This is a genomic window from Streptomyces sp. SAJ15 (assembly GCF_007595705.1).
GTDB lineage: Bacteria > Actinomycetota > Actinomycetes > Streptomycetales > Streptomycetaceae > Streptomyces.
In genome coordinates this window covers 218,507-244,950 of sequence record NZ_NISY01000003.1, presented here as the reverse complement: position 1 = coordinate 244,950, position 26,444 = coordinate 218,507, and the positions used below count along the sequence as shown (strand labels likewise).

General features: G+C 71.1%; 29 protein-coding genes, 1 tRNA gene and 1 pseudogene. 13 read left to right on the top strand and 18 right to left on the bottom strand.

The features are described 5' to 3' along the window. Window positions 1-138: 138 nt before the first annotated feature. The gene (locus CD790_RS11240; RefSeq protein WP_144383039.1) at window positions 139-816 is read left to right on the top strand and encodes a hypothetical protein; all 678 of its coding nucleotides are present in this window, start codon (window positions 139-141) and stop codon (window positions 814-816) included. 44 nt (window positions 817-860) lie between these two features. Here the strand turns inward: CD790_RS11240 and CD790_RS11235 are convergent. After that, a pseudogene (locus CD790_RS11235) lies at window positions 861-1,625 on the bottom strand (class I SAM-dependent methyltransferase). Window positions 1,626-1,754: 129 nt separating this feature from the next. Between CD790_RS11235 and CD790_RS11230 the strand changes: the two are divergent. Both CD790_RS11230 and CD790_RS11225 read left to right on the top strand, forming a co-directional pair. Then, window positions 1,755-2,525 carry an SDR family NAD(P)-dependent oxidoreductase gene (locus tag CD790_RS11230; protein ID WP_144383038.1) on the top strand — a complete coding sequence of 257 codons (771 nt, stop codon included), beginning with the start codon at window positions 1,755-1,757 and terminating at the stop codon, window positions 2,523-2,525. 105 nt (window positions 2,526-2,630) lie between these two features. Continuing rightward, window positions 2,631-3,086, top strand: coding sequence for a MerR family transcriptional regulator (locus tag CD790_RS11225; protein ID WP_144383037.1), 456 nt, complete (start codon window positions 2,631-2,633; stop codon window positions 3,084-3,086). Between the two features lie 107 nt (window positions 3,087-3,193). Here the strand turns inward: CD790_RS11225 and CD790_RS11220 are convergent, their stop codons facing one another. Continuing rightward, window positions 3,194-3,922, bottom strand: coding sequence for a hypothetical protein (locus CD790_RS11220; RefSeq protein WP_144383036.1), 729 nt, complete (start codon window positions 3,920-3,922; stop codon window positions 3,194-3,196). A 229-nt stretch (window positions 3,923-4,151) separates the two neighbouring features. Here CD790_RS11220 and CD790_RS11215 point away from each other — a divergent pair. The 3 genes from CD790_RS11215 (at window position 4,152) to CD790_RS11205 (ending at window position 7,124) form a co-directional block, all read left to right on the top strand. Further along, window positions 4,152-4,225, top strand: a tRNA-Met gene (locus CD790_RS11215). Window positions 4,226-4,545: 320 nt separating this feature from the next. Next, complete coding sequence (locus tag CD790_RS11210; protein WP_144383035.1) at window positions 4,546-6,084, top strand: MFS transporter; 1,539 nt, start codon at window positions 4,546-4,548, stop codon at window positions 6,082-6,084. A 116-nt stretch (window positions 6,085-6,200) separates the two neighbouring features. Then, complete coding sequence (locus tag CD790_RS11205; protein ID WP_260867496.1) at window positions 6,201-7,124, top strand: TetR/AcrR family transcriptional regulator; 924 nt, start codon at window positions 6,201-6,203, stop codon at window positions 7,122-7,124. Between the two features lie 398 nt (window positions 7,125-7,522). Here the strand turns inward: CD790_RS11205 and CD790_RS11200 are convergent, their stop codons facing one another. Continuing rightward, window positions 7,523-9,235 carry an MDR family MFS transporter gene (locus tag CD790_RS11200; RefSeq protein ID WP_144383034.1) on the bottom strand — a complete coding sequence of 571 codons (1,713 nt, stop codon included), beginning with the start codon at window positions 9,233-9,235 and terminating at the stop codon, window positions 7,523-7,525. Window positions 9,236-9,259: 24 nt separating this feature from the next. Continuing rightward, a complete protein-coding gene (locus tag CD790_RS36780) occupies window positions 9,260-10,045 on the bottom strand; it encodes a MarR family transcriptional regulator (RefSeq protein WP_399217328.1) in 786 nt (261 codons plus the stop codon). A gap of 223 nt (window positions 10,046-10,268) precedes the next feature. On the opposite strand from CD790_RS36780, the gene CD790_RS11190 reads away from it, so the two are divergent. Next, a complete protein-coding gene (locus CD790_RS11190; protein WP_144383033.1) occupies window positions 10,269-10,481 on the top strand; it encodes a hypothetical protein in 213 nt (70 codons plus the stop codon). 91 nt (window positions 10,482-10,572) lie between these two features. Here CD790_RS11190 and CD790_RS11185 read toward each other — a convergent pair whose 3' ends face one another. Then, window positions 10,573-11,253 (bottom strand): LysE family translocator, encoded by a 681-nt coding sequence (locus CD790_RS11185; RefSeq protein ID WP_144383032.1) that lies wholly within the window; start codon window positions 11,251-11,253, stop codon window positions 10,573-10,575. Between the two features lie 187 nt (window positions 11,254-11,440). On the opposite strand from CD790_RS11185, the gene CD790_RS11180 reads away from it, so the two are divergent. Next, window positions 11,441-11,893 (top strand): Lrp/AsnC family transcriptional regulator, encoded by a 453-nt coding sequence (locus CD790_RS11180; RefSeq protein ID WP_144383031.1) that lies wholly within the window; start codon window positions 11,441-11,443, stop codon window positions 11,891-11,893. A 25-nt stretch (window positions 11,894-11,918) separates the two neighbouring features. On the opposite strand, the gene CD790_RS11175 is transcribed toward CD790_RS11180, so the two are convergent. Beyond that, window positions 11,919-12,191, bottom strand: coding sequence for a hypothetical protein (locus tag CD790_RS11175; protein ID WP_144383030.1), 273 nt, complete (start codon window positions 12,189-12,191; stop codon window positions 11,919-11,921). Between the two features lie 160 nt (window positions 12,192-12,351). Between CD790_RS11175 and CD790_RS11170 the strand changes: the two genes are divergently transcribed. Both CD790_RS11170 and CD790_RS11165 read left to right on the top strand, forming a co-directional pair. Next, window positions 12,352-12,690: a hypothetical protein gene (locus CD790_RS11170; RefSeq protein ID WP_144383029.1), complete on the top strand. Its 339-nt coding sequence runs from the start codon at window positions 12,352-12,354 to the stop codon at window positions 12,688-12,690. A gap of 440 nt (window positions 12,691-13,130) precedes the next feature. After that, window positions 13,131-13,628: an RICIN domain-containing protein gene (locus tag CD790_RS11165; protein WP_144383028.1), complete on the top strand. Its 498-nt coding sequence runs from the start codon at window positions 13,131-13,133 to the stop codon at window positions 13,626-13,628. Window positions 13,629-13,747: 119 nt separating this feature from the next. Here the strand turns inward: CD790_RS11165 and CD790_RS11160 are convergent, their stop codons facing one another. Further along, on the bottom strand, window positions 13,748-14,098 hold the full coding sequence (locus CD790_RS11160) for a hypothetical protein (RefSeq protein WP_144383027.1): 351 nt from the start codon (window positions 14,096-14,098) through the stop codon (window positions 13,748-13,750). 145 nt (window positions 14,099-14,243) lie between these two features. Continuing rightward, window positions 14,244-15,485: a helix-turn-helix transcriptional regulator gene (locus tag CD790_RS11155; protein WP_144383026.1), complete on the bottom strand. Its 1,242-nt coding sequence runs from the start codon at window positions 15,483-15,485 to the stop codon at window positions 14,244-14,246. A gap of 89 nt (window positions 15,486-15,574) precedes the next feature. On the opposite strand from CD790_RS11155, the gene CD790_RS11150 reads away from it, so the two are divergent. Next, the gene (locus tag CD790_RS11150) at window positions 15,575-16,819 is read left to right on the top strand and encodes a helix-turn-helix transcriptional regulator (RefSeq protein ID WP_186318973.1); all 1,245 of its coding nucleotides are present in this window, start codon (window positions 15,575-15,577) and stop codon (window positions 16,817-16,819) included. Between the two features lie 23 nt (window positions 16,820-16,842). Here CD790_RS11150 and CD790_RS11145 read toward each other — a convergent pair whose 3' ends face one another. From CD790_RS11145 to CD790_RS11120, 7 genes are all read right to left on the bottom strand, one after another. Beyond that, window positions 16,843-17,664, bottom strand: a complete 822-nt coding sequence (locus CD790_RS11145; protein ID WP_144383025.1) for a hypothetical protein — start codon at window positions 17,662-17,664, stop codon at window positions 16,843-16,845. Between the two features lie 70 nt (window positions 17,665-17,734). Next, on the bottom strand, window positions 17,735-18,565 hold the full coding sequence (locus CD790_RS11140; protein WP_144383024.1) for an RNA polymerase sigma factor SigF: 831 nt from the start codon (window positions 18,563-18,565) through the stop codon (window positions 17,735-17,737). Window positions 18,566-18,752: 187 nt separating this feature from the next. Continuing rightward, window positions 18,753-19,751 carry an RNA polymerase sigma factor SigF gene (locus tag CD790_RS11135; protein ID WP_399217439.1) on the bottom strand — a complete coding sequence of 333 codons (999 nt, stop codon included), beginning with the start codon at window positions 19,749-19,751 and terminating at the stop codon, window positions 18,753-18,755. A gap of 350 nt (window positions 19,752-20,101) precedes the next feature. Beyond that, window positions 20,102-20,395, bottom strand: a complete 294-nt coding sequence (locus CD790_RS11130) for a Dabb family protein (RefSeq protein ID WP_144383023.1) — start codon at window positions 20,393-20,395, stop codon at window positions 20,102-20,104. Window positions 20,396-20,433: 38 nt separating this feature from the next. Then, complete coding sequence (locus CD790_RS34520; RefSeq protein WP_186319001.1) at window positions 20,434-20,604, bottom strand: hypothetical protein; 171 nt, start codon at window positions 20,602-20,604, stop codon at window positions 20,434-20,436. 299 nt (window positions 20,605-20,903) lie between these two features. Further along, window positions 20,904-21,365: a carboxymuconolactone decarboxylase family protein gene (locus CD790_RS11125; protein ID WP_144383022.1), complete on the bottom strand. Its 462-nt coding sequence runs from the start codon at window positions 21,363-21,365 to the stop codon at window positions 20,904-20,906. Between the two features lie 126 nt (window positions 21,366-21,491). Further along, the gene (locus CD790_RS11120) at window positions 21,492-22,010 is read right to left on the bottom strand and encodes a hypothetical protein (protein ID WP_144383021.1); all 519 of its coding nucleotides are present in this window, start codon (window positions 22,008-22,010) and stop codon (window positions 21,492-21,494) included. 142 nt (window positions 22,011-22,152) lie between these two features. Here CD790_RS11120 and CD790_RS11115 point away from each other — a divergent pair, with 142 nt between their 5' ends. Then, window positions 22,153-22,836, top strand: coding sequence for a TetR/AcrR family transcriptional regulator C-terminal domain-containing protein (locus CD790_RS11115; RefSeq protein ID WP_144383020.1), 684 nt, complete (start codon window positions 22,153-22,155; stop codon window positions 22,834-22,836). 168 nt (window positions 22,837-23,004) lie between these two features. Here CD790_RS11115 and CD790_RS11110 read toward each other — a convergent pair whose 3' ends face one another. Genes CD790_RS11110 through CD790_RS11100 form a run of 3 tightly spaced genes read right to left on the bottom strand, consistent with a single transcriptional unit; the run spans window position 23,005 to window position 25,483 of the window. Next, window positions 23,005-23,823, bottom strand: coding sequence for an ABC transporter permease (locus CD790_RS11110; protein ID WP_144383019.1), 819 nt, complete (start codon window positions 23,821-23,823; stop codon window positions 23,005-23,007). Then, entirely contained in the window at window positions 23,820-24,782 is a 963-nt protein-coding gene (locus CD790_RS11105; RefSeq protein WP_144383018.1) for an ATP-binding cassette domain-containing protein, read from the bottom strand. Before CD790_RS11105 ends, CD790_RS11110 begins: the two co-directional genes overlap by 4 nt. Before the next feature lie 32 nt (window positions 24,783-24,814). Then, window positions 24,815-25,483, bottom strand: coding sequence for a DUF4097 family beta strand repeat-containing protein (locus tag CD790_RS11100; RefSeq protein WP_144383017.1), 669 nt, complete (start codon window positions 25,481-25,483; stop codon window positions 24,815-24,817). 224 nt (window positions 25,484-25,707) lie between these two features. Here CD790_RS11100 and CD790_RS11095 point away from each other — a divergent pair, with 224 nt between their 5' ends. After that, window positions 25,708-26,433: a helix-turn-helix domain-containing protein gene (locus CD790_RS11095; protein WP_144383016.1), complete on the top strand. Its 726-nt coding sequence runs from the start codon at window positions 25,708-25,710 to the stop codon at window positions 26,431-26,433. The last annotated feature ends 11 nt before the right edge of the window (window positions 26,434-26,444 follow it).

Below are 26,444 nucleotides of genomic sequence, written 5' to 3'. Positions count from 1 at the left end.
CGGATGACGCCGCCTCAACGGCAGGCAGCCAGCCATCCCGGGGCGTCGCCCCCTCGGTGAGAACTGGTTGGCGTCGTGAGTGAATCGTGGGATTGACTGTGTACATCCAAGTTAGGCCCGATGGTGAGGGAGCTGGGCGTGTCCAAGTGGGGGCGGGGGGTCGTGGCGGGTGTGGCGCTGATGGCGGTGCTGACCGGTTGCGGAGACGAGGACAAGGGCGGCGACGGCGGTGGCTCACATAAGGGTGCCGTCGGGGGAGCGTTCGGCGACGGGCAGAAGTCCGCGTCCGGTATCAGCAGCACGCAGCAAGTGGGTCAGGCACTGCCCAGCACGCGCAGCCTCGGCGATGAGTGGCAGCTGATGAACCAGCCCACATTGCGCGACAGCGCGGAGACCGCCAGCGCATGCCAGAAGTACTCCGGGACGGCCTGCACCGGGGTGTTGGCCGGCGGCGGTAACAAGTTCATTCTGGAGAGCCAGGGCTCGTCCGCCGTCTTCGCGGAGTTCTCGATGTACGCGGTCGACTCCCCGGAGAACGCCAAGGTGGTCTACCAGGCGATGCAGACCTCGATGGGGCAGAACGCCTACGGCGATCTCCAGCAGGAGACGGTTGACGTGGGGGCCGACGAGTCCTACGCCTACGCCGACTCCGACGGCCCTCACGTGATGGTGCGAGTCGGTGGCACGATCGCCCTCATCGAGGTGCGGGGCGAGGACCTCGACGACACCTCCAAGCTCGAAACGGCCGAGAAGTACGCCAACCTGCAGGCCGAGCGGATCAAGAAGGTCGCGGCGGGCGAGAACCCCGACGCCTGACCTGCGTCGGTCGTACCGCCCGTAGCCGGCCTTATCCCCCCGCGTCAGGCCGGCTTGCGGGCCTCGATCAGGAAGCGGGTGGTGTGCGCCAGGAACGGGCCCTCGGACCGGATCCGGTCGTGCAGCTCGCGCAGTCGGTCCCGGTACGCGTCGACCGTGAAGCCCGGCACCATCCAGATGACCTTCCGCAGGAAGTAGATCACCGCGCCGATGTCCTGGAACTCGGTGCGCAGCGACTCCGCGCGCAGATCGACGACCTCCAGCCCGGCCGCCTCGGCGGCCCGGCGGGCGTCGTCGGGGTGCCGGCGGCGGCGGACCTCCTCCGGCTGGGGGCCGAGGAAGTACTCGACCAGTTCGAAGACGCTGGCCGGGCCGACCTGCTGGGACAGGTAGGTGCCTCCCGGGCGCAGGACGCGGGCGATCTCCTCCCACCACACGGTCACCGGGTGCCGGCTGACCACCAGGTCGAACGCCTCGTCGGCGAAGGGCAGCGGCGGCTCGTCCTCGTCGCTGACGACGACCGCCCCGAGCGGATGCAGCAGCCGCGTCGCCTTGGCGACGTTCGGAGGTCAGGACTCCGTGGCCACCGTCAGCGGCGGCAGCTTCGGTACGCCCGCCAGCACCTCTCCACCGCCGGTCTGGATGTCCAGCGCGGCCGAGGCCCGCGCCATCCGCTCGCCCATCAGGCGCTGGTAGCCCCACGACGGGCGCTCCTCGGTGGCCCGGCCGGCCAGCCAGGAGAAGTCCCAGCCCTCCACCGGGGCCGTCTCCGCCTCCGCCACCAGATCTTCAAACGTACTGCCTGCCATATACGCATCGTTCCAGCTCAGCCCCCGTATCCGCGAGCGGGAATCCCCCGGCGCCCGTCGGCGGTCCGGCTCCGTACGCCGTCCGGCGCTTGACCTTGACGCTGGCGGCAGGGTTTCAGGCTTGCGCCCATGAACCACACGAGCGAGAGCGACAACACGCTGCGCGGCAAGGTCGCCGTCGTCACCGGGGCCGGTACCGGGATCGGCCGGGCCACGGCGCGGGACCTGGCGGCCGCGGGCGCGCGGGTGGTCGCGGTGGGGCGCCGGCCCGGGCCGCTGGCCGAGACCGCCGACGGCTTCCCCGGCATCCATCCGCTGGCCGCCGACATCACCGCCGACACCGCCCCGGACGACATCGTGCGGAGCGTGCTGGACTCCCACGGCAGGCTCGACATCCTCGTCAACAACGCGGGGATCGTACGGGGCGGCACCTTCGGCGGCGTCACCCGCGAGCTCTTCGAGACCCAACTGGCGACCAACCTCATCGCCCCGGCCCTGCTGACCCAGGCCGCGCTGCCCGCGCTCGAGGCGGCCGGCGGAGTGGTCGTCAACGTCAGTACGGCGGTGGGGCAGCGCGGCTGGCCGGGCGGGTGGGTCTACGCCTCGACCAAGACGGCCCTCGAACTGCTCACCCGCAGCTGGGCGGTGGAGCTCGCCCCGCGCGGCGTACGGGTGGTGGCCGTCGCGCCCGGAGCCATCGAGACCCCGATCGCCGACCACTCCGGCTTCACCCCCGAGGAGCGCACGGCCACCCGCGCCTGGCAGATCGCCCACACCCCGCTGGGCCGCATCGGCGGCGCCGAGGAGGTCTCCTGGGCCATCACCCAACTGGTCTCGCCGGGCGCGTCGTTCGTGACCGGCGTGGTCCTCCCGGTGGACGGCGGCGCCGTGGTCGGCTGATCGCCCCGATCACTCCCGTACCCCGGTCGCCCCGATCTCCCCCGTCGCGGAACCCGTGGAGAGCCCGACCGCCGGCCCCGTGCCTGGTAGAAACGGGGCCCGGAGGTGGAACGGTTGCGGATCGGGGAACTCGCACGGGAGACGGGGGTGACCCCGCGTGCCCTGCGCCACTACGAGCAGGCCGGGCTGCTCAGCTCCGAGCGGGGGCACAACGGCTACCGGGACTACACCGAGCAGGCCGTCCGGCGGGTGCGCAACATCCGCTATCTGCTGGATGCCGGGCTCACCCTGGAGGACGTGAGCTGCTTCCTCCCCTGCCTGGACGGCGACCTCGCCAACGGGCCCGTCGGAGCCGCCGGTCTGAACGTCGCGCGCAACCGGCTCGCCGTCCTGGACGCCCGCATCGCCGCCCAGACGCGGGTACGGGACCGGCTGGCGAGCGCGCTGCGCGCGGTGGACGTCGGAGAGTCGGACACTCCCGTGCCGGACCCCCCGTCGGACCCGTCGAACCCGTCGGACCCGTCGGGGCCGTCCAGGCCGCCGGGTGGGCCACGGCCCTGATCTTGACCGTGTCCGCAGAGGGTGCGCAGGGAGCCGGAAGGGCCCGTCTCGCCTCGACGGGCCTTCCGGCGTCAGAGAGCGCGTCAGCGCGTCACCGCGTCAGCGCGTCACCGCCTCTTCGTGCCCTTCGACGTCTTCGGGTTGTCGGTGCCAGACCCGCCCGTCGAACCGGACCCTCCGGTCGAGCCCGCCCCGCCCGTGGTGCCCTTCTTGCTCTTGGAATCCTTCGCCTCCGTCACCTTCCAGAAGACGGGCTCGGTGTCGTAGTCGCCGCGGTAGAGGACGACGGACGGGGTCTCGCCCTGGGGGAGGAGGAAGACGGTGCAGAGGGTGACCGTGGCGCCCGCGGTGAACTCGTCCGGGTCCTTCCCCGGGCACGGGGTGACCTCGTCGCCGATGGTGACGGGGGACTTGGCGTCCTCGCCGCGGCCGTCGCGCAGGTCGACCGGGGAGGTCAGGAAGGGGTACGTGATGGTGTTCTTGCCGATGTTCTTGAAGTCGAGGGTGACGTAGTACGGCTGGAGCTTCCGCTCGGCGGCGTCCAACTTCACCGCGCCCAGGTCGGCTTGCGACCCCTTCTTCACGCTCGTCGCCGCCACCTGGAGCGTGGCCTTCTTGTCCGAGCCCCGCTTGTACGTGAGCGGGGTGGCCTCGCCCAGGTCCAGGGTCTTGCCGGCGTCGCTGTCAACGGCCTTGCTGGGCGCTGGCTTGGGCTGCTGGCTGGGCGACTGGTCGGCGCCCTGACCGCCTTCGGCGAGGTTGTCGTTGCACGCGGTGCCGAGCAGGGCGAAGCTGGTCGCGCAGGCGAGGGCGGCGGCGGAGCGGCGTATGTGCATGGAAGGGATCCCCGTGGTGATGTATGCGTGAGCGGGCCGATGCGCGCAGGGCAGACGGTTCTGGTGGGGGCTACGCGATCTTGTGCGGTACATCTTGGCGGGGCCGGATGGCATGGTCATGCATAAAGATCCGTCCGCAGCGAGGCTGGGACTGTGCCGTTGCAAAGTAACGTCGCCGGAAACCCGATTTCCCCTCACCGGCCCGGTGCCGTATGGTTGTGCCTACCGACGCGGGGTGGAGCAGCTCGGTAGCTCGCTGGGCTCATAACCCAGAGGTCGCAGGTTCAAATCCTGTCCCCGCTACTGAAGCGAAGGGCCCGGCACGTGAGTGCCGGGCCCTTCGTCATGCCCCGGTGTCTTTCGTTCAGCCGGTGTCTTTCGCCGGGTCTGGGTCTCTCGCCCGTGCCTCGTGCCTCCGGGTCTCGTGTCCCGCGCCCCCTTGTCCCGTGCCCCCCGTGTCTCATGCCCCCCGCACCTCGTGCCGCTGCTGGTCGTGGTCTGCGGGTCGGCGCTCACCTGACCTGTCTGGACGGGATCTGATCAAGCCGAGCGGTTAGGCCGGCCGTCCGAGCCCCTGTACGGTGTAGGGCGATCCAGCCTCGTACACCGTATAGGGAGCCCGCATGACGGCGGTGCCAGCAGAGACCACCACCGCCGCGCCGGGTGCGGCACCCCCGGACGAGGGCCATCCGCAGCGCTGGCTGATCCTCGGCGTCATCTGCCTCGCCCAGCTCACCGTGCTGATCGACAACACCGTGCTGAACGTCGCCATCCCCTCCCTCACCGAGGAGATGGACGCGTCCACCGCGGACATCCAGTGGATGGTCAACGCCTACTCCCTGGTCCAGTCCGGTCTGCTGCTGACCGCCGGCAGCTCGGCCGACCGCTACGGCCGCAAGAAGATGCTCGCCGTCGGGCTGGCCCTGTTCGGTCTCGGCTCGCTGGCGGCCGGGCTCTCGCAGACGACGGGACAGCTGATAGCCGCCCGCGCCAGCATGGGCGTCGGCGGGGCGCTGCTGCTCACCACCACGCTCGCCGTCGCGATGCAGATCTTCTCCGCGGAGGAGCGGATCCGGGCGATCAGTGTCTGGGCCGCGGTCAACGCCCTGGGCTTCGCCACCGGGCCGCTGCTCGGCGGGGTGATGCTGGACCACTTCTGGTGGGGTGCGATCTTCCTGGTCAACCTGCCGGTGGTGGCGATCGGACTGGTCGCCGTCCTGGCGCTGGTGCCGGAGTCCAAGAACCGGGAGGGCGACCGGCCGGACCTGGTGGGCGCGGTGCTCTCCACCGTCGGCATGGTCGGGGTCGTCTACGCGATCATCTCCGGCCCGGAGCACGGCTGGACCGCCGCCCCGGTGGTCGCCGGCGGCCTCCTGGGGCTGCTGGTCCTCGGCGGCTTCGTCCTGTGGGAGCGCCGGGTTCCGTACCCCATGCTGGACCTGCGCTTCTTCCACGACCGTCGGTTCTCCGCTGCCGTGGTCGGCGCGGTCGTCATCACCTTCGGCATGGGTGGGGCGCTCTTTCTGCTGACCCAGCAGCTCCAGTTCGTCCGCGGCTACGGGCCGCTGGAGGCCGGGCTGCGGACGGCGCCGCTCGCGCTCACCATCGTGGCGCTCAACTTCACCGGGATCTCCGCGCGGGTCACCCGCCTGCTCGGCCTGCCGGGCGCGCTGTGCACCGGGATGACGCTGCTCGCGGTGGGGCTCACCAGCGTCGCCTTCCTCGGCGGAGCGGGCCATGGCTACGGCGGGCTGCTGCTCGGCCTGGTGCTCATCGGCGCGGGCTGTGCCTTCGCCAACCCCGCGATGGCGGAGGCGATCATGAGCGCCATCCCGCAGGAGAAGGCGGGCGTGGGCGCGGGTGTCGACGGCACGGTGGTCGAGTTCGGCAACGGACTCGGCGTCGCCGTCCTCGGCGCCGTCCTCAACGCCCGCTTCGCCGCGCTGCTGCCCGCCGTCGCCGCCGGTGCCAGCTCGCTGCCCGCCGCGATCGAGGCGACGGACGTGGGGAGCGCGGACCGGGCGGCCGTCGTGGACGCCTTCGCCTCCGGGCTCCAGACCAGCCAGCTGGTCGGTGCGGTCGGGGTGCTGGTCGGCGGGGTGCTGTCGGCGCTGCTGTTGCGGCGCGCCCAGCGGCTCTCGGCCGCGACGCCCGCGGAATAGCATCGTTTACGTAGCGCGGGAACAGGACGAGCACGCCCAGTACGACCAGTACGACGAGCACCACCAGCACGACGAGCACGACGCACCGCAGCGGCGTCGGAGAAGGGGAGCGCGCCTTGGCAACCGGCCGCCGCGTCAGCCGCCCGCGTATCAGTGTCTGGCTCGCGGAGCGCCCGGCCTCCCGGCGCAAGCCGCACCAGGCCCCGGCGCCGGAGCGGGGGGCGGTCCGCGCTCCGGACCAGGGTCCGGGCCGCGAGGCCGCACAGGGCGCCACCGCACAGGACGCCAGCGAGCAAGGGGCCACCGACCAGGGCGGCACCGGCCAGGGTGGCGCCGAGCAGATCGGCACCGAGCAGGCGGCCGGGCTCGATCTCGACCGGATCGTCGCGGCCACGGTACGGCTGCTCGACGCCGAGGGGCTGGCGAAGTTCTCCATGCGCCGCCTCGCGGCGGAGCTCGGCGTCACCGCGATGTCGGTTTACTGGTACGTCGACACCAAGGACGACCTGCTCGAACTCGCCCTGGACGCGGTCAACGGCGAGATGGCGCTCCCGGACCCGACGGACGAGTCGGCCGACTGGCGCGAGCAGCTGCGCCAACTCGCCGTCGAATACCGTCGGCTGCTCCTGGCGCACCCCTGGGTCTCCCAGCTGACCGGCCAGTTCATCAACGTGGGCCCGCACTGGCTCGCCTTCTCGAACGCGACGCTGCGCGTCATGGGGCGCAGTGGACTGCCCATGGAGGGGCGCACCGGCGCGATCGCCGCCGTCTTCCAGTTCGTCTACGGCTTCGCCACCAACGAGGGCCTGTTCGACGCCCGCTGCAAGGAGGCGGGGATGGAGATGGACGACTACTTCAAGCACATCATGACCACCATCCGGGCCCGCCCGGAGTTCGCCGAGCCGCTGGCCGAGCCGGCGAGGGTGATGGAGGCACGCGGCGGCAGCACCCTCCAGGAGATGCGCGAGCGGGACTTCGGCTTCGCCCTCGACACGGTGATCGCCGGCATCGAGGCGATGCGGGACCGCGGCGGCCGCTGACCCGAAGCGATCGGTGCGGGGAGGGCGACGTCCCTGTGGCGCGGCGGCGCGGTGGCGCGGTGGCGCGGTGAGGCAGTGACGCGGTGCGTATGGCACCGCCCGTACGACGGCGGGGGGCATCGTACGGGCGGCGGCTCGGTGCGGCCACGGTGCGGCGTGCGCGAGTCCGGGCGGCGGCGGGCAGGCCGTCCCCTGCCCGGCCCGCCACCGCCGGGACCCACTCTCCGGAACCGTCCGTGGCCGAACCGGTCCCGGGCCGGATCCGGGGCGCGTCTCCGCTCATCGCGCGCTCCGGACCCGGGGTCTTGTCGCTCTCTTCGAGGCTTGTCGCTCGCCTCTCGAGTCTTGCCGGTCTCTCCTCGAGGTCTCCTCGATGCCTGTCGGGCTCTCCTCGCGGGTCAGTCCTCGGTGCGGGTGAGCGCGGGCCGCCGGCCCCGCCCGTCCGCGGTCGCAGTCTGAACCGCGCCGGCGGAGTCCCGCTGGACCTCGGAGCCCTGCCGGGTCCCGGCGCCCTCCGGGACCCCGGGGCCGCCCTTGAGCGCGACCTCCTTGATGAACATCGAGACGACGAAGGCGATCAGCGCGGCCGGCGCGGCGTACAGGAAGACGTCGCCGATGCCGTGCCCGTAGGCGCTCTCGAAGACCTCGCGCAGCGGTGCCGGGAGCTTGTCCAGGTCCGGGATGCCACTGCTGGAGCCATGGCCCGCCGCTGCCGCGCCCGCCGGGCCGAGGGCGGTCAGGCCGTCCTCGACATAGTCGGTGACGCGATGGGCGAGCACGGCGCCGAGCGCCGAGACGCCGACCGCGCCACCCAGCGAGCGGAAGAAGGTCACCACGGAGCTGGCGGCGCCGAGGTCCTCGGGGGCTACCTGGTTCTGCGTGGCGAGCACCAGGTTCTGCATCATCATGCCGATGCCGAGGCCCAGCAGCGCCATGTAGACCGCGGTCTGCCAGTACGGGGTGTCGTAGCGCAGGGTGCCCAGCAGCCCCAGGCCGGCGGTCACCAGCGCGCCGCCCGCGACCAGCCACGCCTTCCAGCGGCCGGTCTTGGTGATGGACCGGCCGGAGACGGTCGAGGAGACGAAGAGTCCGCCGATCATCGGGATGGTCAGCACGCCGGACATGGTCGGCGACTCGCCGCGCGCCAGCTGGAAGTACTGGCTGAAGAAGACCGTGCCGGCGAACATCGCCACACCCACGAAGAGGGAGGCCAGCGAGGCCAGGGCGATGGTCTTGTTGCGGAACAGACGCAGCGGGATGATCGGCTCGCTGGCCCTGGACTCCACCAGGACGAAGAGCGCACCGAGGGCGATCGCGCCGCCGACCATGGCGTAGGTCTGCCAGGAGATCCAGTCGTAGTCGTCGCCGGCCAGCGTCACCCAGATCAGCAGCAGGGAGACGGCGGCGCTGATGAAGAAGGCGCCCGCCCAGTCGACCTTCACATCCCGCTTCACGACGGGCAGCTTGAGGGTCTTCTGCAGCACGATCAGCGCGATGATCGCGAAGGGCACGCCGACGTAGAAGCACCAGCGCCAGCCGAGCCAGTCGGTGTCGGTGATCACGCCGCCCAGCAGCGGGCCGCCGACGGTCGCCACCGCGAAGGTGGCGCCGAGGTATCCGCTGTAACGGCCGCGCTCGCGCGGGGAGATCATCGCGGCCATGACGATCTGGGCGAGCGCGGAGAGACCGCCGACGCCGATGCCCTGGACCACGCGGCAGGCGATCAGCATGCCGGTGTTCTGCGACAGACCGGCCACCACCGAGCCCGCGACATAGATCACCAGGGCTATCTGGACCAGCAGCTTCTTGCTGAAGAGGTCGGAGAGCTTGCCCCACAGCGGGGTGGCGGCGGTCATCGACAGCAGGGCGGCGGTGACCACCCAGGTGTAGGCGGACTGGCTGCCGTGCAGATCGGTGATGATCTCCGGCAGGGCGTTGGAGACGATCGTGGAGGACAGGATCGCCACGAACATGCCGAGCAGCAGCCCGGAGAGTGCCTCCATGATCTGCCGGTGGGTCATCGGGGCCTCGGTGTCGCCCCCGTGGCCTCCGGCATGGGCGGGGCGCCCCGCGGGTCCCCGCACACCGCCGTCCGGTGTGGTCGTAGCCATGAACTTCCTTTGCGTGTGCGAGTGCTAGGTGTGTGCGGGTGTACGGGTCGCGGGTGCGGCCGGCCGCCGTGCGCCGGCCGTCGGGCCAACGGAGCCAGTCGCCGTGCCGGCCGTCGTGCCAGCGGGTTCAGCCGTCGTGCCGGCCACAGTGCGGACGGGGCCAGTCCCCGTGCCGGCCACCACCGTGTCGACGGGGCCAGTCGCCGTGCCGGCGGGTTCAGCCGTCGTGCCGGCCACCGCCGTGTCGGCCGCCGGTGGGCCGGCCAGGTCAGCCGCCGGTGGGCGGGTCGCGGGCTCGCCCGACGTGGGCGTACGGGCCGTGGAGCAGGACGCGACGTCGGCCGCGGTGCGGGCCGCGGGCTCCGTCGCCGTACGGCCCGTCGTCCCCTCCGTGAAGCCGGCGCGCAGTCGGACCAGCAGTTCGTTGAGACGGCCGACGTCGTCGTCCGACCAGTCGCCGAGGCGCTCGGCGAGCACGTCGACGTAGCGCGCGGTGACCTGGGCGAGCAGCGCCTCGCCGTCGGTGGTCGCGCGGAGCAGCCGGGACCGCCCGTCCTGGGGGTCGGGGAGCCGCTCGATCCAGCCGCGCGCCTCGATATGCGCGACATGGCGGCTGGTGACGGAGATGTCGATGTCGAGCAGCTCGGCGAGTTTGCTCATGCGCATGTCGCCGTAGCGGTCGAGCAGCATGAGGGTCACCACCGATGCCGGCGGGCAGTCGGACGGCAGGAACCGCCCGAGTCCGCGCTTGATGCTGCCGATCGCGCTCAACTGTCGTGCGAGTTCCTCGTACTGGCCTCGTGCCGCCATGGCCGTCCACCTCCCGTCGCGGGCCGTCGTCGCGACCAATAGGTTGCTTAGGGCAACCGTAGCCTTAGTTAGTTGCTACAGGCAAACGAAAAGTGGCTTTGCTGAGTAAATTGCGGACAAAGGCTGGGTCGGGGTGGGGTCAAGGCGGCGGGTGTCCGACGCCGACCTGGGCGGAAGCCCCGGGACTGGGTGATCTTGAGAGTCTTCGCTAGGGTCGGGCCCCATGGCGAACAACCCCCATGGCCCCGAGGGCAACTACGACCCGGCGGGCAGCACGCAGATGTTCCGCGCCTTCGTCGACGAGGGCGGCCAGCAGCAGGGTGGCCAGCGCCGACAGGCGGCGGCGACCTCCAGTGGCCCGCGCCTCGGTGTGATCGTCGGCGTGGTCGCCGTGATCGCCGTGGTCGCGGCGGTGGCCTGGCTCGCGCTCGGCTGATTCCACGAGCTGAATCGGCGAGCTGATTCCACGAGCTGAACTCGCGAGTCGATTCCGCGAGCTGATTCCGCGAGCGTCCGCGGCCGGTCGGTCAGCCGGCCGCGGCCACCTGCTCCACCAGCAGGAACGCGCCGATGGCCAGCATCATCACGCCGGCGGTGCGGGTGACCACGCGGGCCGCCGACGGCCGGGTCCGCAGCACGGTGCGGGACAGCATGCCGAGCGAGAGATAGACGACGGCGCAGTTGGCGGTGTGCAGCGCCCCGAGCAGCCCGGTCTGGGCGGCGACCGGCCAGCCCGCGTCGGGGCTGATGAACTGCGGCAGCAGCGAGAAGTAGAGCAGCAGTCCCTTGGGGTTCAGCCCGCTGATTCCGGCGCCCTTCAACACGGCCTGCCAGGGCGTGGCCGCCAGCGCGACCACGCCGCCGGCCCCGCCCCCGGTCGCCACGGCGACACCCGCCGACCCCGCGGCCCCCTCGCCCACGGGGTCGGCCGGCGGCGAGGACAGCACCTGCCACCCCAGCCAGCACAGATAGCCGGCCCCGACCACCGTCAGCACGGTGAGCAGGCTCGCCGACTGCGACACGAGCAGGGCCAGCCCGCACAGCGCCAGTAGGGTGTGGGCGGCGTACCCGGCGACCAGCCCGGAGACCGCGGGCACCACCGAGCGGTCCCGCAGCCCCGCGGTGATCGTGTACGCCCAGTCCGCCCCCGGGGTGCAGACCAGCAGCAGATCCACCGCGAAGAAGGCCGCTACCGCGCCCACGTCCATGCCGTGCTCTTCCTCTTCGTACCGTTGCGTTCCGTAGCGTTGCGTCGCGTTCCGGACTTCTCCGGACCGTTGGGAACGGCTCCGGGCCGTCGTCGGAGGACGGCACCGAGGAAGATTAGGCTTATTTACGCCAAATATGTTTCCAACATCTACCCGTCGCTGAGAAAACTGGGGAAGGATCTGCCTCATGGACGCCCTTGACCGCAAAATCCTTGCCGAGCTTCAGCAGGACGGCCGGCTGACGGTGACCGAGCTGGCCGCGCGAGTGCAGCTGAGCGTCTCGCCCTGTCACCGCCGCCTGCGCGACCTGGAGCGCACGGGAGCCATCCGCGGCTACCGGGCGGTCGTGGACCCGGTCGCCGTGGGCCTGACCTTCGAGGCGCTGGTCTTCGTGCTGTTGCGCCAGGTGGACCGGGCCGCCGTCGCCGAATTCGAGCAGGCCGTGGCCGAGGTCCCGCAGGTGGTGCAGGCCCAGCGGCTCTTCGGCGACCCGGACTATCTGCTGCGCGTCGTCACCGCCGACCTCACGGCCTTCCAGCGCCTCTACGACGAGCAGTTGGCCGCTCTGCCCGGCGTGCACCGGATGAACTCCACCCTCGTGATGAAGCAGGTGGTCAGCGACCGTCCGCTGCCCGGGTGACCCGAGGTGTCCCGCGGCGCGGGCGCTATTCGGGGTCGTGGATCTCGAATCCCACCTTCTTCAGCAGCGGGTCGATGACGGTGCGCAGGGCCCTGAGCCGGGCGCCGCACTCGTCCTCCCGGTACCGCGACTGGTACCAGGTGTCCTCGGCGTTCATCTTCTCCTCGACCGTCCTGCGGTCGACCTCCTCGAGCTCCCTGAAGTGCGCCGTCTTCAGGAACACCACCATGCTGTCGTAGTAGTGCACATAGGCCCCGACGTCGTGGTGGGGGTCGTGGTCCTGGTCCTCGGTGGCCATGCGCGGTCCCTTCGTGTGGTGTGCCGCTTCTCGTGTGGTGTGCGGCGTCGCGTCCGCCCGCGACGGTGGCCAGTGAAACCGGTGGGCGTGCGACAGCTCACGATGACTCGCCGTCGAGTCCTCGCGCTGAGCCGTTCGTGGCCGCGAAAAGATGTGGACCATGACCTACGAGCTCCCCGCCGTGATCGCCGACATCGCCGACGCCGAGAAGCAGGCCACCCGCTCCGAACTGACCAGGTTGGACCTGGGCAAGGCCACCGGACCGACCCGCTACGAGATCGCCTTCACCTATGACCCGGAGGGCAAGGGCCTCGGGGTGATCGCCCGCTTCGGGGCCGACACCCCGGTGCCCATCCCGGCCGTGGGCCAGACGGTGCACGTCTACGGCCATGGTCCGCTCACCGTCCGCAAGGTCGACACCGACTACGAGGTCAACGAGGAGCACGGCGGGCTCTACGTGGCCGCGACCGTGGACGTGACCCTGCCGGACGAGGACTGACCGCCGCGGGGCGGGCGGCGCGGAATGTCTCTTCTACGCGACTATCGGCGCGACTATCGGACATGAGCGCTTCGCAGGGATCGCGCCGTCCCGCCCCGTGCGTGGTGTGCTGCCCTGGCTTGAACCCGGTGCCCGGTATGCGGCCGCGCCCGGGGTGCCACCTTCGTATACGCGCCGCCGCCCGCGGCGTTGCGGTGAAATGCGGCCAACGACGGGCTGGCCGCTTTTGCCTACTTGCCCGGCCCGCGGTTTCTGCGGGAATGCGGATGCTTGAAAACTCCACTTTCATTTCGGTGCGCTGACCTGATCCGGCCCTACCTCCCCGGTGCGCCGGCCCCTAGGGTTTCCGGCGAGGCGAAAGCCTCGGAAATTGGCACCGCATTCCGCACCTCAAATTCCGCGTTGTGTGGGCCCCGCGGTTCACACGAAAGGGAGGGAACGTGGCGAGAATCAGGAAGACCGCAGTCGCCGTGTCCGCCGCCGCCCTGCTCGGCGCCGGCATGCTGGCCGCCGGAACCCCCGCGTCGGCCGCCCCGACGGGTCAGACCGACGTCTGGTACACCTTCCAGAACGTCGCGAGCGACCTGAACCTCGACGCCTTCGGCAACGGCAACGTCCTGTCCTGGACGGCCGACAGCTCCGGCACGCAGGACTTCTACCTGCGCGACGGCAGCCTCCCCGGCTACCAGCTGGAGAGCAAGTACTACCCCGGCCGCTGCGCCACCGCCAAGGGCGCCGACAAGCAGATCACGCTGGAAATGTGCAACTCCAACGTTCAGGCGCAGTACTTCGACTACGACCTGAAGGACTCCGGCTCCACCTTCGCGAGCCGCAAGTTCCGCAACAACTGCATCACCGACGAGGGCGACCGCAATTCCGCCATCCTCCGGCACTGTACCTGGGCCGACAACCAGGTCTACCTGGCCCTGGCGTACTAACGCCGAGCGCGGCCATTCCGCGCCCCCGGACCGCTGATTCCGGGGCCGTGACACTTGGCTCCCCCGGGGCCCGCGCGAAGAAATTCGCCGGCCCCGGGGGAGTCCCATGTCCACCCCCGCTACCCGATTCCGAACCGCCTCCGCGCGGCCCGCCGCCACTCCGCGGGCCCGTCACCCTCCCCGTCGTCGTATACGGGGATCGGCAGCCGGTCGCCACGACTCTCGGCGACCCGCAACGCGTTGCGCAGCGCCACGGTGAGGCAGTCGCCGAGGAAGTGCAGCGCGCGGGCGTCCGTCTTCGCGTCCCTGAGCATCTCGTCGGCGGTGCCCAGCAACTGCGCCCCCGCCGCCAGCTGCACCGTCTCCAGCTCGTCCGCGAGCCGCCACAGGTGCCCCGTCCCGTCCCCCACCAGATAGCAGGGCTTTCCGTCAGGCCCGTTCCAGGGCAGCAGCCGGGGTCGCTGGCTCACGTCGCCTCTCCCATCCAGTTGCGCACGCCCCGGGTCGGTCGGACCAGGAGCGCTCACGGTCGCGTGGGAGCCGACCGTACGGCCCGTGCGGACCGGCGAGGGGTAGCGGACCTACCCCCATGCGGAGAGGTACCACCGGTACCCGTCACGCGGCGGTGGGCATGCCGAGCTTGGTCGTCAGATAGCGGACGTCGTCGCGGATGACCGCGTTGGGCGAGTCCGCGAGCTCCACCACCGTGGAGCGCGCGAACAGGTTGAAGCGCGCCGTCTCCGGCGAGGTCTCCAGCGCCTTCCTCAGCAGGTGCACGACCGCGACGTGTTCGCCCTGCAGGCGGTAGGCCCGCGCCGACTCGATCAGGTGGAAGGACCTCCGAGTGGCCGACGGCACGGAGGCCAGGTCCACCCGCTCCGCGGCGCTCACGGCCCGGTGGCCGCGGACGAGGTCGGCGTTGACGGTGATGGCGTAGGCGTCGACCATCCTCCGACCGAAGACCAGGTAGGGGTGGACGTAGTCGTCACCGAGACTCCGGGCGACGGCGTCGGCGCGGTCCCAGTACCGCTCCGCGTTCCCCCGCTGGCCGATCTTGGCGTACGACAGCGCCGCCGCGAGGTGGAGCAGGCCCCAGAGCGCGCGGTCCTCCACGTCGGCGTCCGGCCGGAGCAGGGCGGCCGCCTTCATCGCGAGGTCCACCCGGGCCTCGTGGCGCTCCCCGGCTTCACGGAACACATGGTTCATGTACCAGGCGGCCGTCGCGATCGCGCGGGGGCAGTCCGCGTCCTGGGCGGCCGACATCGACCGGTCCCCGGTGAGCGTCACCAGCTCCGGAACGGGCTGGAACGCCAGGTAGAGCTGGGCGAGATGGTAGGTCTGTGCGAGGCCCGCCAGCGCCCGGCGCCGGCCCGCGCCCTCCAGGGCTCGGGCCGCGTGCTGAAGGTCGCCGAGGAGATCCGGCAGCACCCTCGCGACCCGTGTGCGGTGCTCGCCGCTGCCGTGCCACAGCTGCCACGCCTCGCTCACCCGGCTCAGGAGCTCCTCGACCCCTTCGGGTTCCTCGTCCGCACCGCCGAGTCGATAGGTGGTCAACGCCTGCCGCACAGCGGGCAGGGCGCTGTGCGCCGCCTTCGTATAACTGGCCGCGGACACCCGCTCGTCCCCGGTCAGCTCCGCCAGGTCGGCCACGCCGAGCACATCGGCCAGCCGCAGCAGCAGCGGCAGCCGCGGGGTGTTCAGCCTGCCGTTCTCGATGGCCTTCACCCACTCCGCGGACCGCCCCACCAGGCCGCCGACAACCGGTCGCGTCAACCCGTTCCGCTCCCGCGCCCGGCGCACGCGCTGCCCGAACGTGAGCGTGGAGTCGTCCGAAGCGATGTCGGTGTCAGCAGGCATGCGGGGCCTCCGTTCCGCGGCGACAACTGCACCGTACCCCTGGGACGTTCCGTGAGAACGGGGAACGCGAAGAGCCCTACATTGGGCCCATGGAGGGTCACGCTGTGGATGTGTGGGATCACCCTCGGCTCGTCGTGGCGGTCGCCCGTGAGGAGTGGGGCGCCGTCCTCCGGACGTACCGAGAGCTCATGAAGCTGAGTCAGACGAAGGTCGGCCAGCGGGTCGGGCTCGCGCAGCCGGATGTGTCCGATATCGAGCGCGGTCGGCGGCGGGTCACCTCCCTGGAGGTCCGGGACCGGATCATCGAAGGGCTTGGGGTGCCCACGCGGTTGCTGGACGGCCGGGCCCCCGCGGCGGGGCCGGTGGCGGGCATGCGACTGGAGGGAGCGGCGCCGGACGCGGATCTGCTGGACCGCGTCGTCGGGGTGGTCGCCGGTGGCCGGCGCGTGGACGCCGCCACCCTGGACTGGCTCGACCGGCTCCTCGACGAGCATCGCCGCGCGGAGGACGTCATCGGCTCGCGGCCGCTCGGCGACGTGATGCGGCAGCAGCTGCGCACCGTGGTGGAGCTGCACGCCGGGGCGCGCGGCGCGCTCGCGGACCGGGTGGTCCGGCTGGCGGCCGAGCACGCGCAGTTCATCGCCTGGATGGCCCAGGACCAGGACGACGCCGCCACCGCCCTCGCCTGGTACGACCGCTCCCACGAGTGGGCGCTGGAGGCGGGCGACGCCGACATGGCGGCCACCACGCTCAACATGAAGGCGCATATGGCCTGGTCCAAGGGGCGGGCCACCCGGTGCGTGCGACTGGCGGAGGCGTCGCGTTGGTCCGCGCCCGGCACCTCGCTCGGCGTGCGGGGCATGTCCGCCCAGATGGCGGCCCGCGGCCACGCCCTCGGCGGTTCAGCCGCCGACGCCGTGCGCCTGATGGACGAGGCGCAGGAACTGATCAACCGCGCCGGGGAGCGACCCGGCGACGAGCCGCCGTGGCTGTACTTCTACGACGAGAACTGGTTCACCCTGCAACGCGGCATGGCCGACATGCACCTGCGCGCCTGGCAGTCGGCCATCACCCGCCTCGGCGCCGGGCTCGACGCCCTGCCCGACGGCTATCGCCGGGACAAGACCTGGTACCGGTCCTGTCTGGCCCACGCGTTGGCCGCCGCGGGCGAAGGCCCCCAGGCACTGAAGGTCGCCCTCCACTGCCTCCCGGACGCGGCTGCCGTGGGCCGCCCCCACTCCTGGAACGAACTGCACACCACCGCGGCCGTACTGCTGCGCCGGGGCGTCCGGGAGGGACGGGAGCTGACCGCCGCCCTGGCGGAGCTGGACTGAGCCGGCGGCCCGGTTCGCCGCCGTCACCGCCAGTCGGCGGTCACCTCGCGGGTCTCCACGTGCATGCCGAGGGGCACCCGCCAGGCGTCGACGCACACCTCCCAGGTCGGCTTCCTGCGCTCGCCGGGGGCGATGGGGGTGGGGAGATCCGCCGTGGACTCGACCGTCGACCAGTCGGTGCCGAGCAGGTCGACGATGTGCGTCGCGAAGGTGAGGGTGCCGGCGCGGACGGGGGAGCCGCCGGTGTTGTGGAGGGTGAGGGTGACCTTCTCGCACCAGCGGTCGGCGGCCGGCGCGCGTTCGGGGTCGCCGAGGGAGAGGGCGGCCGGGCGCGGGCTCGGGGGTGGGGTCGTGGGGCGCGGGTGCGGGCGCGACGGGGTGGGGCTCGGGACGGGGGACGAGGGCGACGACGGCGGGGAGGGGGGCCCGGGCGGGCGAGGGGCGTCGGTGCGGGGCCGCCCAGGGGCGGACGGTCCGGGCCCGCCGGGCGCGGAGGTGGCCGGGGCCGGGGCGGCGGTGGCGTCGGCACTCGGCTCGGCGCTCGACGCCGCGTCGCGGCCCGACGGGGGCGCGGCGGATCGGCGATCGGAGTCGACGCCGCGCGCCGAGGGGCCGACCGGTTCGGCGCTGCCGCGGGCCGGGGCACCGTCGAGCGGGCTCAACTCCACCCGGCCGGTGGGCGGGACCCGACTGGCCGGGGCGGCGGCGTCCAGAGGGAGGCGACCCTCACTCCCACCACCGGCGCAGCCGCTCAGCAGCGTGGCGCCCACACACAGCGCGGCCGCCGAGGCGGTGATCGTCGATCCTCGGCGGCCTGGCGCGCGGCCTGTCCGGCATCGTCGCATGGCGGACAGTGTGTATGACGGAGCGTCAGATGTATAGGAGAAGGGAACGGGGTGGGACTCGATCGAAGAGTCAGTCGGAGATGAGGCCCTCGCGCAGCTGCGCCAGGGTCCGCGTCAGCAGCCGCGAGACATGCATCTGGGAGATCCCGACCTCTTCACCGATTTGCGACTGCGTCATGTTGGCGAAGAAGCGCAGCATGATGATCTGGCGCTCGCGCGGCGGGAGTTTGGCAAGGAGCGGCTTGAGCGACTCGCGGTACTCCACCCCCTCCAGCGCGCTGTCCTCGTAGCCGAGTCGGTCGGCCAGCGAGCCCTCGCCGCCGTCGTCCTCGGGGGAGGGTGAGTCGAGCGACGACGCGGTGTACGCGTTGCCCACCGCGAGCCCGTCGACGACGTCCTCCTCCGACACCCCGAGCGCCGTGGCGAGTTCGGTGACGGTGGGGGAGCGGTCGAGTCGTTGGGAGAGCTCGTCGCTCGCCTTCGTCAGCGCCAGGCGCAGTTCCTGAAGCCGCCGGGGCACCCGTACCGACCAGCTCGTGTCGCGGAAGAAGCGCTTGATCTCGCCCACGACGGTCGGCATCGCGAAGGTCGGGAACTCGACGCCCCGCTCACAGTCGAAGCGGTCGATCGCCTTGATCAGACCGATCGTGCCGACCTGGACGATGTCCTCCATCGGCTCGTTCCGGCTGCGGAAACGCGCCGCCGCGTACCGCACCAGGGGGAGGTTCAACTCGATGAGGGTGTCACGCACATAGGTGCGTTCCGCGCTGTCCCGGTCGAGGGCGGCGAGCCGCAGGAACAGTGAGCGGGAGAGGGTGCGGGTGTCGATGGCGTCGCAGTCGTCAAGCACGTGCGGTGCGTCGTTGGTGAGCACCTTCGAGCTGCCCAGTTCTGCGGACATGCCACCCCCTTGAGGTCGCGGACGGATCTCAGCAGCGCTCTGTGCGTTGAGCGCAGCCTCCCCCTGAATACCGGAGGTCGGGCCACGGCAAACGCGGTTCCAGCAGAATGTCACATGTCGGCAACGCGCTGTAGCGCCATATCGACATTCCGTCCCGGAAACCGGGGGTCGTGGTCACCCGCAGCGGTTAGGACTCGATCCGATTTGCGGACCGAAGCCGGGCGAAGCTCCGCGACAGCAGTCGGGAGACATGCATCTGAGAGACCCCCAGCTCCGCGCTGATCTGCGACTGCGTCAGATTGCTGTAGTAACGGAGCAACAGGATGCGCTGCTCGCGCTCCGGCAGTTGCACGAGGAGGTGACGTACGAGGTCGCGGTGCTCGACCCCGGCCAGCTCCGGGTCCTCGTAGCCGAGCCGGTCCAGCAGCCCCGGCAGCCCGTCACCCTCCTGGGCCGCCTCCAGGGAGGTCGCGTGGTACGAGCGGCCCGCCTCGATGCAGGCGAGGACGTCCTCCTCGCTCAGCCCGAGGCGCTCGGCGATCTCCGCGGTGGACGGAGAGCGGCCGTGTTGCACCGTCAGATCCTCGGTGGCGCTGTTCACCTGGACCCACAGCTCGTGCAGTCGGCGCGGCACATGCACCGTCCGGACGTTGTCGCGGAAGTAGCGCTTGATCTCGCCGACGACGGTGGGCATGGCGAAGGTCGGGAACTGTACGCCCCGCTCCGGGTCGAACCGGTCGATCGCGTTGATCAGCCCGATGGTCCCGACCTGGACGACGTCCTCCATCGGCTCGTTGCGGCTGCGGAAGCGGGCGGCGGCGTATCGGACCAGCGGCAGGTTCGCCTCGATCAGCGCGTCCCGTACGCGGGTGTGCTCCGGGGTGCCGGGTTCGAGGGTGGACAGTTCGGCGAAGAGCACCTGGGTGAGCGCCCGCGCGTCGGCCCCGCGGCTCTTGGGCGTGCTGGGGGGCGGTGTGTCGGCGGCCTCGCCGGGGGCGGGGTTGGGGGCGGGGGCGGGATCGGGGACGGGCGTGGGCGTGGGCCGCCCGGCGTCGGTGTCCGGGGTCCCGGGTTCCCGGGTTTGGCGGTCCGGGGTCCCGGGTTCCCGGGTTTGGCGGTCCGCGGATTCAGCGTCCGGGGTTTCGAGATCCGGGGTTTCGAGATCCGGGGTTTCGAGGTCCGGAATTTCGAGGTCCGGAATTTCGAGGTCCGGGGTCTCGGGGTCCGCGGTCTCGTGGTTCCGGGCCTCGGGGTCCGGGGTCTCGCCGTCACGGGCACCGCGGCCGCCGTCGCCGGGCGGCTGGTCCGGGGTGTCGCTGGGAGGTGGCGTTCTGGGCGCAGTACGGGCCGACACGGTCACGCCACCCTTCACTGTCCTCCACTCACCCGTCAAAAGCGGTCATAGCATCACAAGACATGTGCACTGTGTGCAAGCACCGCATAACGCCGTGTTGGTGGTATGAAAGAACCCCTCGCCGCGCGGCGAGGGGTCGGCGCCCGAACGGGCGGCGGGGTGCGCTCGGGGTCGCGGGGTCCTCAGACCTCGTAGTCGGCGATCACCCAGGTGGCGAACTCGCGCCACTGCGCGGCGGCCGCCTGGTGCGCCGGGTGTTCGAGGTAGCGCTTGAGCGCGTCGCGGTCGGCCACGGCCGAGTTGATCGCGAAGTCGTAGGCGATCGGCCGGTCCGTGATGTTCCAGGCGCACTCCCAGAACTCCAGCTCGGGAACGGTCCCGTCGAGCGCCCGGAACGCCTCGACGCCGGCGGCCACGCGCGGCTCGTCGCGCGCCACCCCGTCGTTGAGCTTGAACAGGACCAGATGGCGTATCACTGGCTGAACCTCCGTGATGGAACGCGACCGGTCGCCGGTCAGCTGATCAGCGCGGTCATGAAATCGCCGATGCTCTTCGCGGCGTCGGATATGCCCTCGAACCCTACCTGGACCAGCTCGGCCGCCCGCTCAGGGGTTTTGATGATCGTGTAGAGCACGAAGATGACGAGCCCGTAGAGCACGATCTTCTTGGCCTGTGCCAACCCCATCCGGTGCCGCCTCCCCAGCGAGTCCCGTCGATCACGATCACGATCGCGTGAGTCTATCCACACGTATGGCCGATCCGGGGGAACGCTTGAGCGGCGTGGCCGCGTCCGCCCAACCGCTGCGGGGCGCAGTCGCCTTGACGGGCGGGGGCGAGACGCCGGGCTCCGGGCGGTCGAGTCGGGGAGGTGGCGCGCGAAGGCCCGGCTCGCGAGAGCCGGGCCTTTCGCGTCGCGGCGTGTCGGCGGCGGGGGCGCCCCCCGGTGCCTCCGGTGCCTCCGGTGCCCCCGTGCCGTCGGTGCCGTCAGCCCCAGACGGTGCCTGCGGGCTCCTTGATGGTGGCGTTGATGCGGTTGAACATGTTGGTCACGCCGATGACCAGGATGAGCGCGGACAGCTCCTGCTCGTCGAAGTGGTCGGCGACCTCGTCCCACAGGGCGTCGGAGACCGCTTCGTCGGAGCGGTCGGCGATCCGGGTGACGGCCTCGGTCAGGTTGAGGGCGGCGCGCTCGGCGTCGGTGAAGAACGGGGCCTCGCGCCAGGCGGCGACGGTCGCGATCCGCTCCGAGTCGGCGCCGGCCTTGACCAGGTTCTGGGTGTGGGAGTGGACGCACGCGCTGCAGCCGTTGATCTGGCTGGCCCGCAGGCCGACGATCTCCTGCAGTTCCTGGGGGAGACCGCCCTGGTTGATCGCCTTGATGAGGCTGCCCACGCCCTTCATGGCGTCGGCCAGAACGAACGCCGGGTTCTTCATCCGTGCCTGCATGATCGTCTCCTTCGTCGTCGGTGGTGGCGGTCGTTTCCGGCCGTTCTCGCCGGCGCCTACACATCACTGACGGAGCTCGGGGCGGGAGTGTGACGGCTGACGGTGTGACGTGGGTCACCGTCGCCGTCAGGCGGCGAGAAGGGTCACGAAGGCGACGGCGGAGGCGCCGAAGACCACCACGTGGCGGGCGTTCTGCAGGATCCAGACCCAGGAGGGGAAGCCGGCCTCGGCCGCCTTGAGCAGGGCGGGCACGTCGATGCGCGCCAGCATCGGGTCGCCCTTACGGGCGAAGGCGGCCTGCACGGACCGGGCGGCGGTCAGGTTGCTGTAGAGGATGACGACGTTGATGGCCAGCACGATCGACTGGAAGACCCAGGTCAGCGGGTGGGACCAGGAGTGGTCGGCGAGGTTGAGGGCGGCCACGCCCGCCATCACCGCGGCGATCGAGACCGGGGCCCAGGTCTCGTGGCCGCCGGCGTCGAACCGCATGCCGTTCTCGGCCAGCACCGTGGGCCGCACGCCTTGGCGCCGCAGCTCCGCCTCGGCGCCCGCGGTCGCGACGGCTCCGTAGCGGGAGCGCACCAGCGGAATGCTCAGGAAGGCGGCGGCGACGAGCAGCTGCAGGACGGCGATGAGCGTGTTCATGGACGGTCTCCCTCGTCGGGCGCTCTCCGGCGCCGCTCGACTTGAACTAAGTACAAGACGAAGGTAGAGCATCGATTGAACTAAGTGCAAGCGCTCTCCTGAACTTTGTACAAGACGGGTTCGGCTCGCCTATCGTGAGCGCATGCCGCGCGACACGCTGACCAAGGAACAGATCGTCCACACCGCCATCGAGCTGCTCGACGAAGAGGGCCTGGAAGGTCTGAACATGCGCAGCCTCGGCAAACGGCTGGGGAGCGCCGCCACCGCCGTCTACTGGCACGTCAAGAACAAGGACAACCTCATCCTGCTCGCCGGCGACCACGTGTGGGACGAGATCGAGCTACCCGATCTCGCCGTGGTCGACTGGCGCACGGCCGCCACCCGGATGGCCACCAGCCTGCACGCGATGTTCGGCCGGCATCCCTGGCTGGTGCAGGCCGTCGGGACCCATCTGCTGTACGGCCCGGGCAAGGCCCGGCACGACGACCACAGCCTCGCCATCTACGAGGCCGCCGGCTTCGCCGGCCCCGCCGCCGACCGCGCCGCCGCGACCGTCTTCACCTTCGTCCTCGGCAGCGTCCTCGGCACCTCCGCCAACGCCTCGCTCACCAGAAAGCTGGGCCGCGACGGCGGCGACGCGGAGGAGGAGCTGCGGGAGACCATGGCCAAGGCCGGCGAGATCGCCATGCGCTTCCCCCGCCTGCGCGCCCGCCTCGAAACCCCCGCCGCCGACTACAACGCCTCGCCCGAGCAGACCTTCGAGTACGGCCTCCACGCCCTCCTCGACGGCCTCGAAGCCCAACTGGCCTCCCACGATCGGGTCTGACGGAGAAAGACACGACGGACGACACGACGACGGAGGGCCCCACCCGCACGGGTGGGGCCCTCCGTGTCTCCTCGCGAACGAACAGGGCGGCGTACGCCGACGGGGTGTCGGTGTGCGCCGCCCTCGGATGGGACGAGTCGCGGGAGGCGGCCCGCGGGGTCATGGCGGTTACTTCGGGTCCTCGTTGAACTTCGCGGTCGACCAGAGGTAGCCGAGCACCGCGAGGCCCAGACACCAGGCGACGGCGAGCCATCCGTTGTGGCCGATCTCGGTGCCGAGCAGCAGGCCGCGCAGGGTCTCGATGGCCGGGGTGAACGGCTGGTACTCGGCGATCGGCTGGAACCAGCCCGGCATCGCGTCGAGCGGGACGAAGGCGCTGGAGAGGAGCGGCAGCAGGATCAGGGGCATGGCGTTGTTGCTGGCGGCCTCGGCGTTCGGGCTGATCAGGCCCATGCCGACCGCGATCCAGGTGAGCGCCATGGCGAAGAGCACGAGCAGTCCGAACGCCGCGAGCCACTCCAGGACGGTGGCATCGGTGGAGCGGAAGCCGATGGCCACCGCGACGGCGCCGACGAGGACCACGCTGGCGATCGACTGCAGCACGCTGCCGATGACATGCCCGATGATCACCGAGCCGCGGTGGATCGCCATCGCGCGGAAGCGGGCGATGATGCCCTCGGTCATGTCGTTGGAGACGGAGACCGCGGTGCCCACCACCGTGCTGCCGATGGTCATCAGCAGGAGGCCCGGGACGACATAGGCGATGTACCTGGCGCGGTCCGGGCCGCCGCCGTCGAGGCCCGCGCTCATGGTGTCGCCGAAGATGTAGACGAAGAGCAGCAACAGCATGATCGGCGTGAGCAGCAGGTTCAGGGTGAGCGACGGGTAGCGCCGGGCGTGCAGGAGGTTGCGGCGCAGCATCGTGGAGCAGTCGCGTACGGCCAGGGAGATCCGGGTCGGGCGGGCGGGAGCCAGCGGGGCGCTCATCGGGCGGTCTCCTTGGGCTGGTTGGGCACCTTGGTGCCGCCGGTCAGGGCGAAGAACACGTCGTCGAGGTCGGGGGTGTGGACGGTCAGCTCGTCCGCCTCGATGCCGGCCGAGTCCAGCCAGTCGAGGATGGAGCGCAGTTCGCGCTGGCTGCCGTCGCTGGGGAGGTGCAGCGCGAGGGCTTCGTCGTCCCGGGACGCCTCGCGCAGGGTGGCGGCGGCGGACCGGTACGCGGTCGGGTCGGCGAAGCGGAGGCGTACGTGCCCGCCGGGGACGAGTCGCTTCAGCTGCTCGGCGGTGCCCTCGGCGGCGATCTTGCCGTCGTTCAGCACCGCGATGCGGTCGGCGAGTTCGTCGGCCTCCTCCAGGTACTGGGTGGTGAGGAAGACGGTGACGCCGTCGGAGACCAGCTCGCGGATGATCTGCCACATGTTGTGGCGGCTGCGTGGGTCGAGGCCGGTGGTCGGCTCGTCGAGGAAGATGATCCGCGGGTTGCCCACCAGGGTCATGGCGATGTCGAGGCGGCGCTTCATGCCGCCGGAGTAGGTGGACGCGGGCCTCGACGCGGCCTCGGTGAGGTCGAAGCGCTCCAGCAGCTCGGCGGTGACCTGCCGTCGCTCGCGCCTGGAGAGATGGTGCAGGTCCGCCATGAGGAGCATGTTCTCCTCGCCGGTGATCAGCCCGTCGACGGCGGAGAACTGCCCGGTGACGCCGATCGCGGCCCGTACGGCCTGCGGGTCGGCGGCGAGGTCGTGGCCGCCGACGCGGATCTGACCGCTGGCGGGGTCCGGGGAGACAAGGGTGGAGAGGATCTTCACGGTGGTGGTCTTGCCGGCGCCGTTCGGCCCGAGCAGGGAGAAGATCGTTCCTTCCGGGACGGCCAGGTCGACGCCGTCGAGGACGGTCTTGTCGCCGTAGGACTTGCGCAGTCCGTTCGCCGCGATGGCCAGGTCGGTCACGAGGGGTGCTCCTTCTTGCGGGCTGCGGGCGGTTACAGGCTGCGGGCGGTGATGTCGCCGTACGAGGTGGTCGCGTGGACGCTCAGGCCGGGGGTGCCGTCGGTGTTCTTGAGCGCGTTGTGGATCCGGCCGTAGCCGGTGCCCGCGTCCAGGGAGGCGGAGACTCCGCGGGCGGCGCCGACCGAGATGTCGCCCTGCTCGGTGCGCAGCGTCACCGTGCCGCGCACGGCCTCGGTGATCTGGATGTCACCCCGCTGGGTGCTGATCTCCGCGGGGCCGCCCAGGCGGCCGACCGAGACGCCGCCGTCGAGGGCGGTGAGGCGGGCGCTCGCGGCCTCGTCGAGCTTGACCGAGCGGTGGCCGCCCTCGAAGACGACGTCGCCGAGCCGTCCGACACCGCGGAACTCGGCGGCGGCCGCCTTCGCCTCGACGCGGGAGCCGGCGGGCAGCTGCACGGTCACCTCGACGGATCCGCAGCTGCCGAGGATCCGGCTCTTCGCCTCCGGGGCCTCGATCCGCAGGACGCCGTCGCCGTACGCGACCTGGATCTGCTCCGCCGCCTTCACGTCGCGGCTCTTCGAGGCGTCCGCGGGCAGGATCTCGACCGTGGTGTCGGCCCGGTCGGCGGCGATGAACCGGATGCGTCCCGCGGGGATGTCGAGGACGGTGGCGATCGGGGCGGTGGTGTCGAACTTCTGCATGATGTCCTCCTGCGACTCGTTGTTTCCGATGACGGAAACGCTACGTTGCCTTTCCGGATCTCACAACAACCTTGTTGCATAGGATCCGTATAACCGCAGGTGAAGTCCCTAATTTCGTTGCAATGGGCAAAGATTCAACGCAACGTCAGAGCCTCTAGTCGTTGCAATGGACTGATGGTGAACGCTATGCTGGAGGCATCCGGGAGACACGAAGGAGATCGCAGATGCCGGGAGGCAGGCTCACCCAGCAGGAACGCCAGCAGATCGCGCTGGGGCTGGCCGACGGCCTCGCCTACGCGGAGATCGCCAGGCGCCTCGACCGTCCGACCTCGACGGTCACGCGTGAGGTGATGCGCAACGGCGGCCCCCTCGGCTACCGCGCCGACCTCGCCCACCGCGCCACCGAACGCCGCGCCCACCGGCGCAGGCAGGCCGCGCCCCGGGGGTCGGAGGCGCCCCCGCGGGCCCAGGGGCGCGACACCGAGGCGATGCGCGCCTACGAGGAGACGCTCACCACCGTCTTCATGCAGTCGGGCATGCCCAAGATGACGTCTCGGGTGATGGTCTGCCTCACCCTCTCCGACGACGGCAGCCTCACCGCGTCCGAACTCGTCCAGCGCCTCCGGGTCAGCCCGGCGTCCGTCTCCAAGGCCATCGCGTTCCTGGAGAGCCAGGACCTCGTCCGCCGGGAACGCGACGAAGGCCGCCGCGAGCGCTACGTCGTCGACGACGACGTCTGGTACCAGTCGATGATCGCCAGCGCCCGCGCCATCGCCCAGATCGTCGAGATCACACGACAGGGCGTCGGCGTCGTCGGCCCCGACACCCCGGCCGCCACCCGCCTGGAGAACATCGCCCGCTTCCTCGACTTCGTCTCCGAGAGCACCGTCCGCGCCGCGGAGCAGGCCCGCGACATCCTCTACGTGAAACCCGACACGACCGCGGAGTGAACGGGGGCCTG

Coding starts and splice junctions, on each gene's coding strand:
- CD790_RS11150 (WP_186318973.1), top strand. CDS start 15,575: ATGGAGGGTCACGCTGTGGATGTGTGGGATCACCCTCGGCTCGTCGTG.
- CD790_RS11210 (WP_144383035.1), top strand. CDS start 4,546: ATGACGGCGGTGCCAGCAGAGACCACCACCGCCGCGCCGGGTGCGGCA.
- CD790_RS11120 (WP_144383021.1), bottom strand. CDS start 22,010: ATGAACACGCTCATCGCCGTCCTGCAGCTGCTCGTCGCCGCCGCCTTC.
- CD790_RS11170 (WP_144383029.1), top strand. CDS start 12,352: ATGACCTACGAGCTCCCCGCCGTGATCGCCGACATCGCCGACGCCGAG.
- CD790_RS11230 (WP_144383038.1), top strand. CDS start 1,755: ATGAACCACACGAGCGAGAGCGACAACACGCTGCGCGGCAAGGTCGCC.
- CD790_RS11220 (WP_144383036.1), bottom strand. CDS start 3,922: ATGCACATACGCCGCTCCGCCGCCGCCCTCGCCTGCGCGACCAGCTTC.
- CD790_RS11200 (WP_144383034.1), bottom strand. CDS start 9,235: ATGGCTACGACCACACCGGACGGCGGTGTGCGGGGACCCGCGGGGCGC.
- CD790_RS11185 (WP_144383032.1), bottom strand. CDS start 11,253: ATGGACGTGGGCGCGGTAGCGGCCTTCTTCGCGGTGGATCTGCTGCTG.
- CD790_RS36780 (WP_399217328.1), bottom strand. CDS start 10,045: ATGGCGGCACGAGGCCAGTACGAGGAACTCGCACGACAGTTGAGCGCG.
- CD790_RS11100 (WP_144383017.1), bottom strand. CDS start 25,483: ATGCAGAAGTTCGACACCACCGCCCCGATCGCCACCGTCCTCGACATC.
- CD790_RS11125 (WP_144383022.1), bottom strand. CDS start 21,365: ATGCAGGCACGGATGAAGAACCCGGCGTTCGTTCTGGCCGACGCCATG.
- CD790_RS11155 (WP_144383026.1), bottom strand. CDS start 15,485: ATGCCTGCTGACACCGACATCGCTTCGGACGACTCCACGCTCACGTTC.
- CD790_RS11110 (WP_144383019.1), bottom strand. CDS start 23,823: ATGAGCGCCCCGCTGGCTCCCGCCCGCCCGACCCGGATCTCCCTGGCC.
- CD790_RS11115 (WP_144383020.1), top strand. CDS start 22,153: ATGCCGCGCGACACGCTGACCAAGGAACAGATCGTCCACACCGCCATC.
- CD790_RS11145 (WP_144383025.1), bottom strand. CDS start 17,664: ATGCGACGATGCCGGACAGGCCGCGCGCCAGGCCGCCGAGGATCGACG.
- CD790_RS11190 (WP_144383033.1), top strand. CDS start 10,269: ATGGCGAACAACCCCCATGGCCCCGAGGGCAACTACGACCCGGCGGGC.
- CD790_RS11175 (WP_144383030.1), bottom strand. CDS start 12,191: ATGGCCACCGAGGACCAGGACCACGACCCCCACCACGACGTCGGGGCC.
- CD790_RS34520 (WP_186319001.1), bottom strand. CDS start 20,604: ATGGGGTTGGCACAGGCCAAGAAGATCGTGCTCTACGGGCTCGTCATC.
- CD790_RS11140 (WP_144383024.1), bottom strand. CDS start 18,565: ATGTCCGCAGAACTGGGCAGCTCGAAGGTGCTCACCAACGACGCACCG.
- CD790_RS11180 (WP_144383031.1), top strand. CDS start 11,441: ATGGACGCCCTTGACCGCAAAATCCTTGCCGAGCTTCAGCAGGACGGC.
- CD790_RS11095 (WP_144383016.1), top strand. CDS start 25,708: ATGCCGGGAGGCAGGCTCACCCAGCAGGAACGCCAGCAGATCGCGCTG.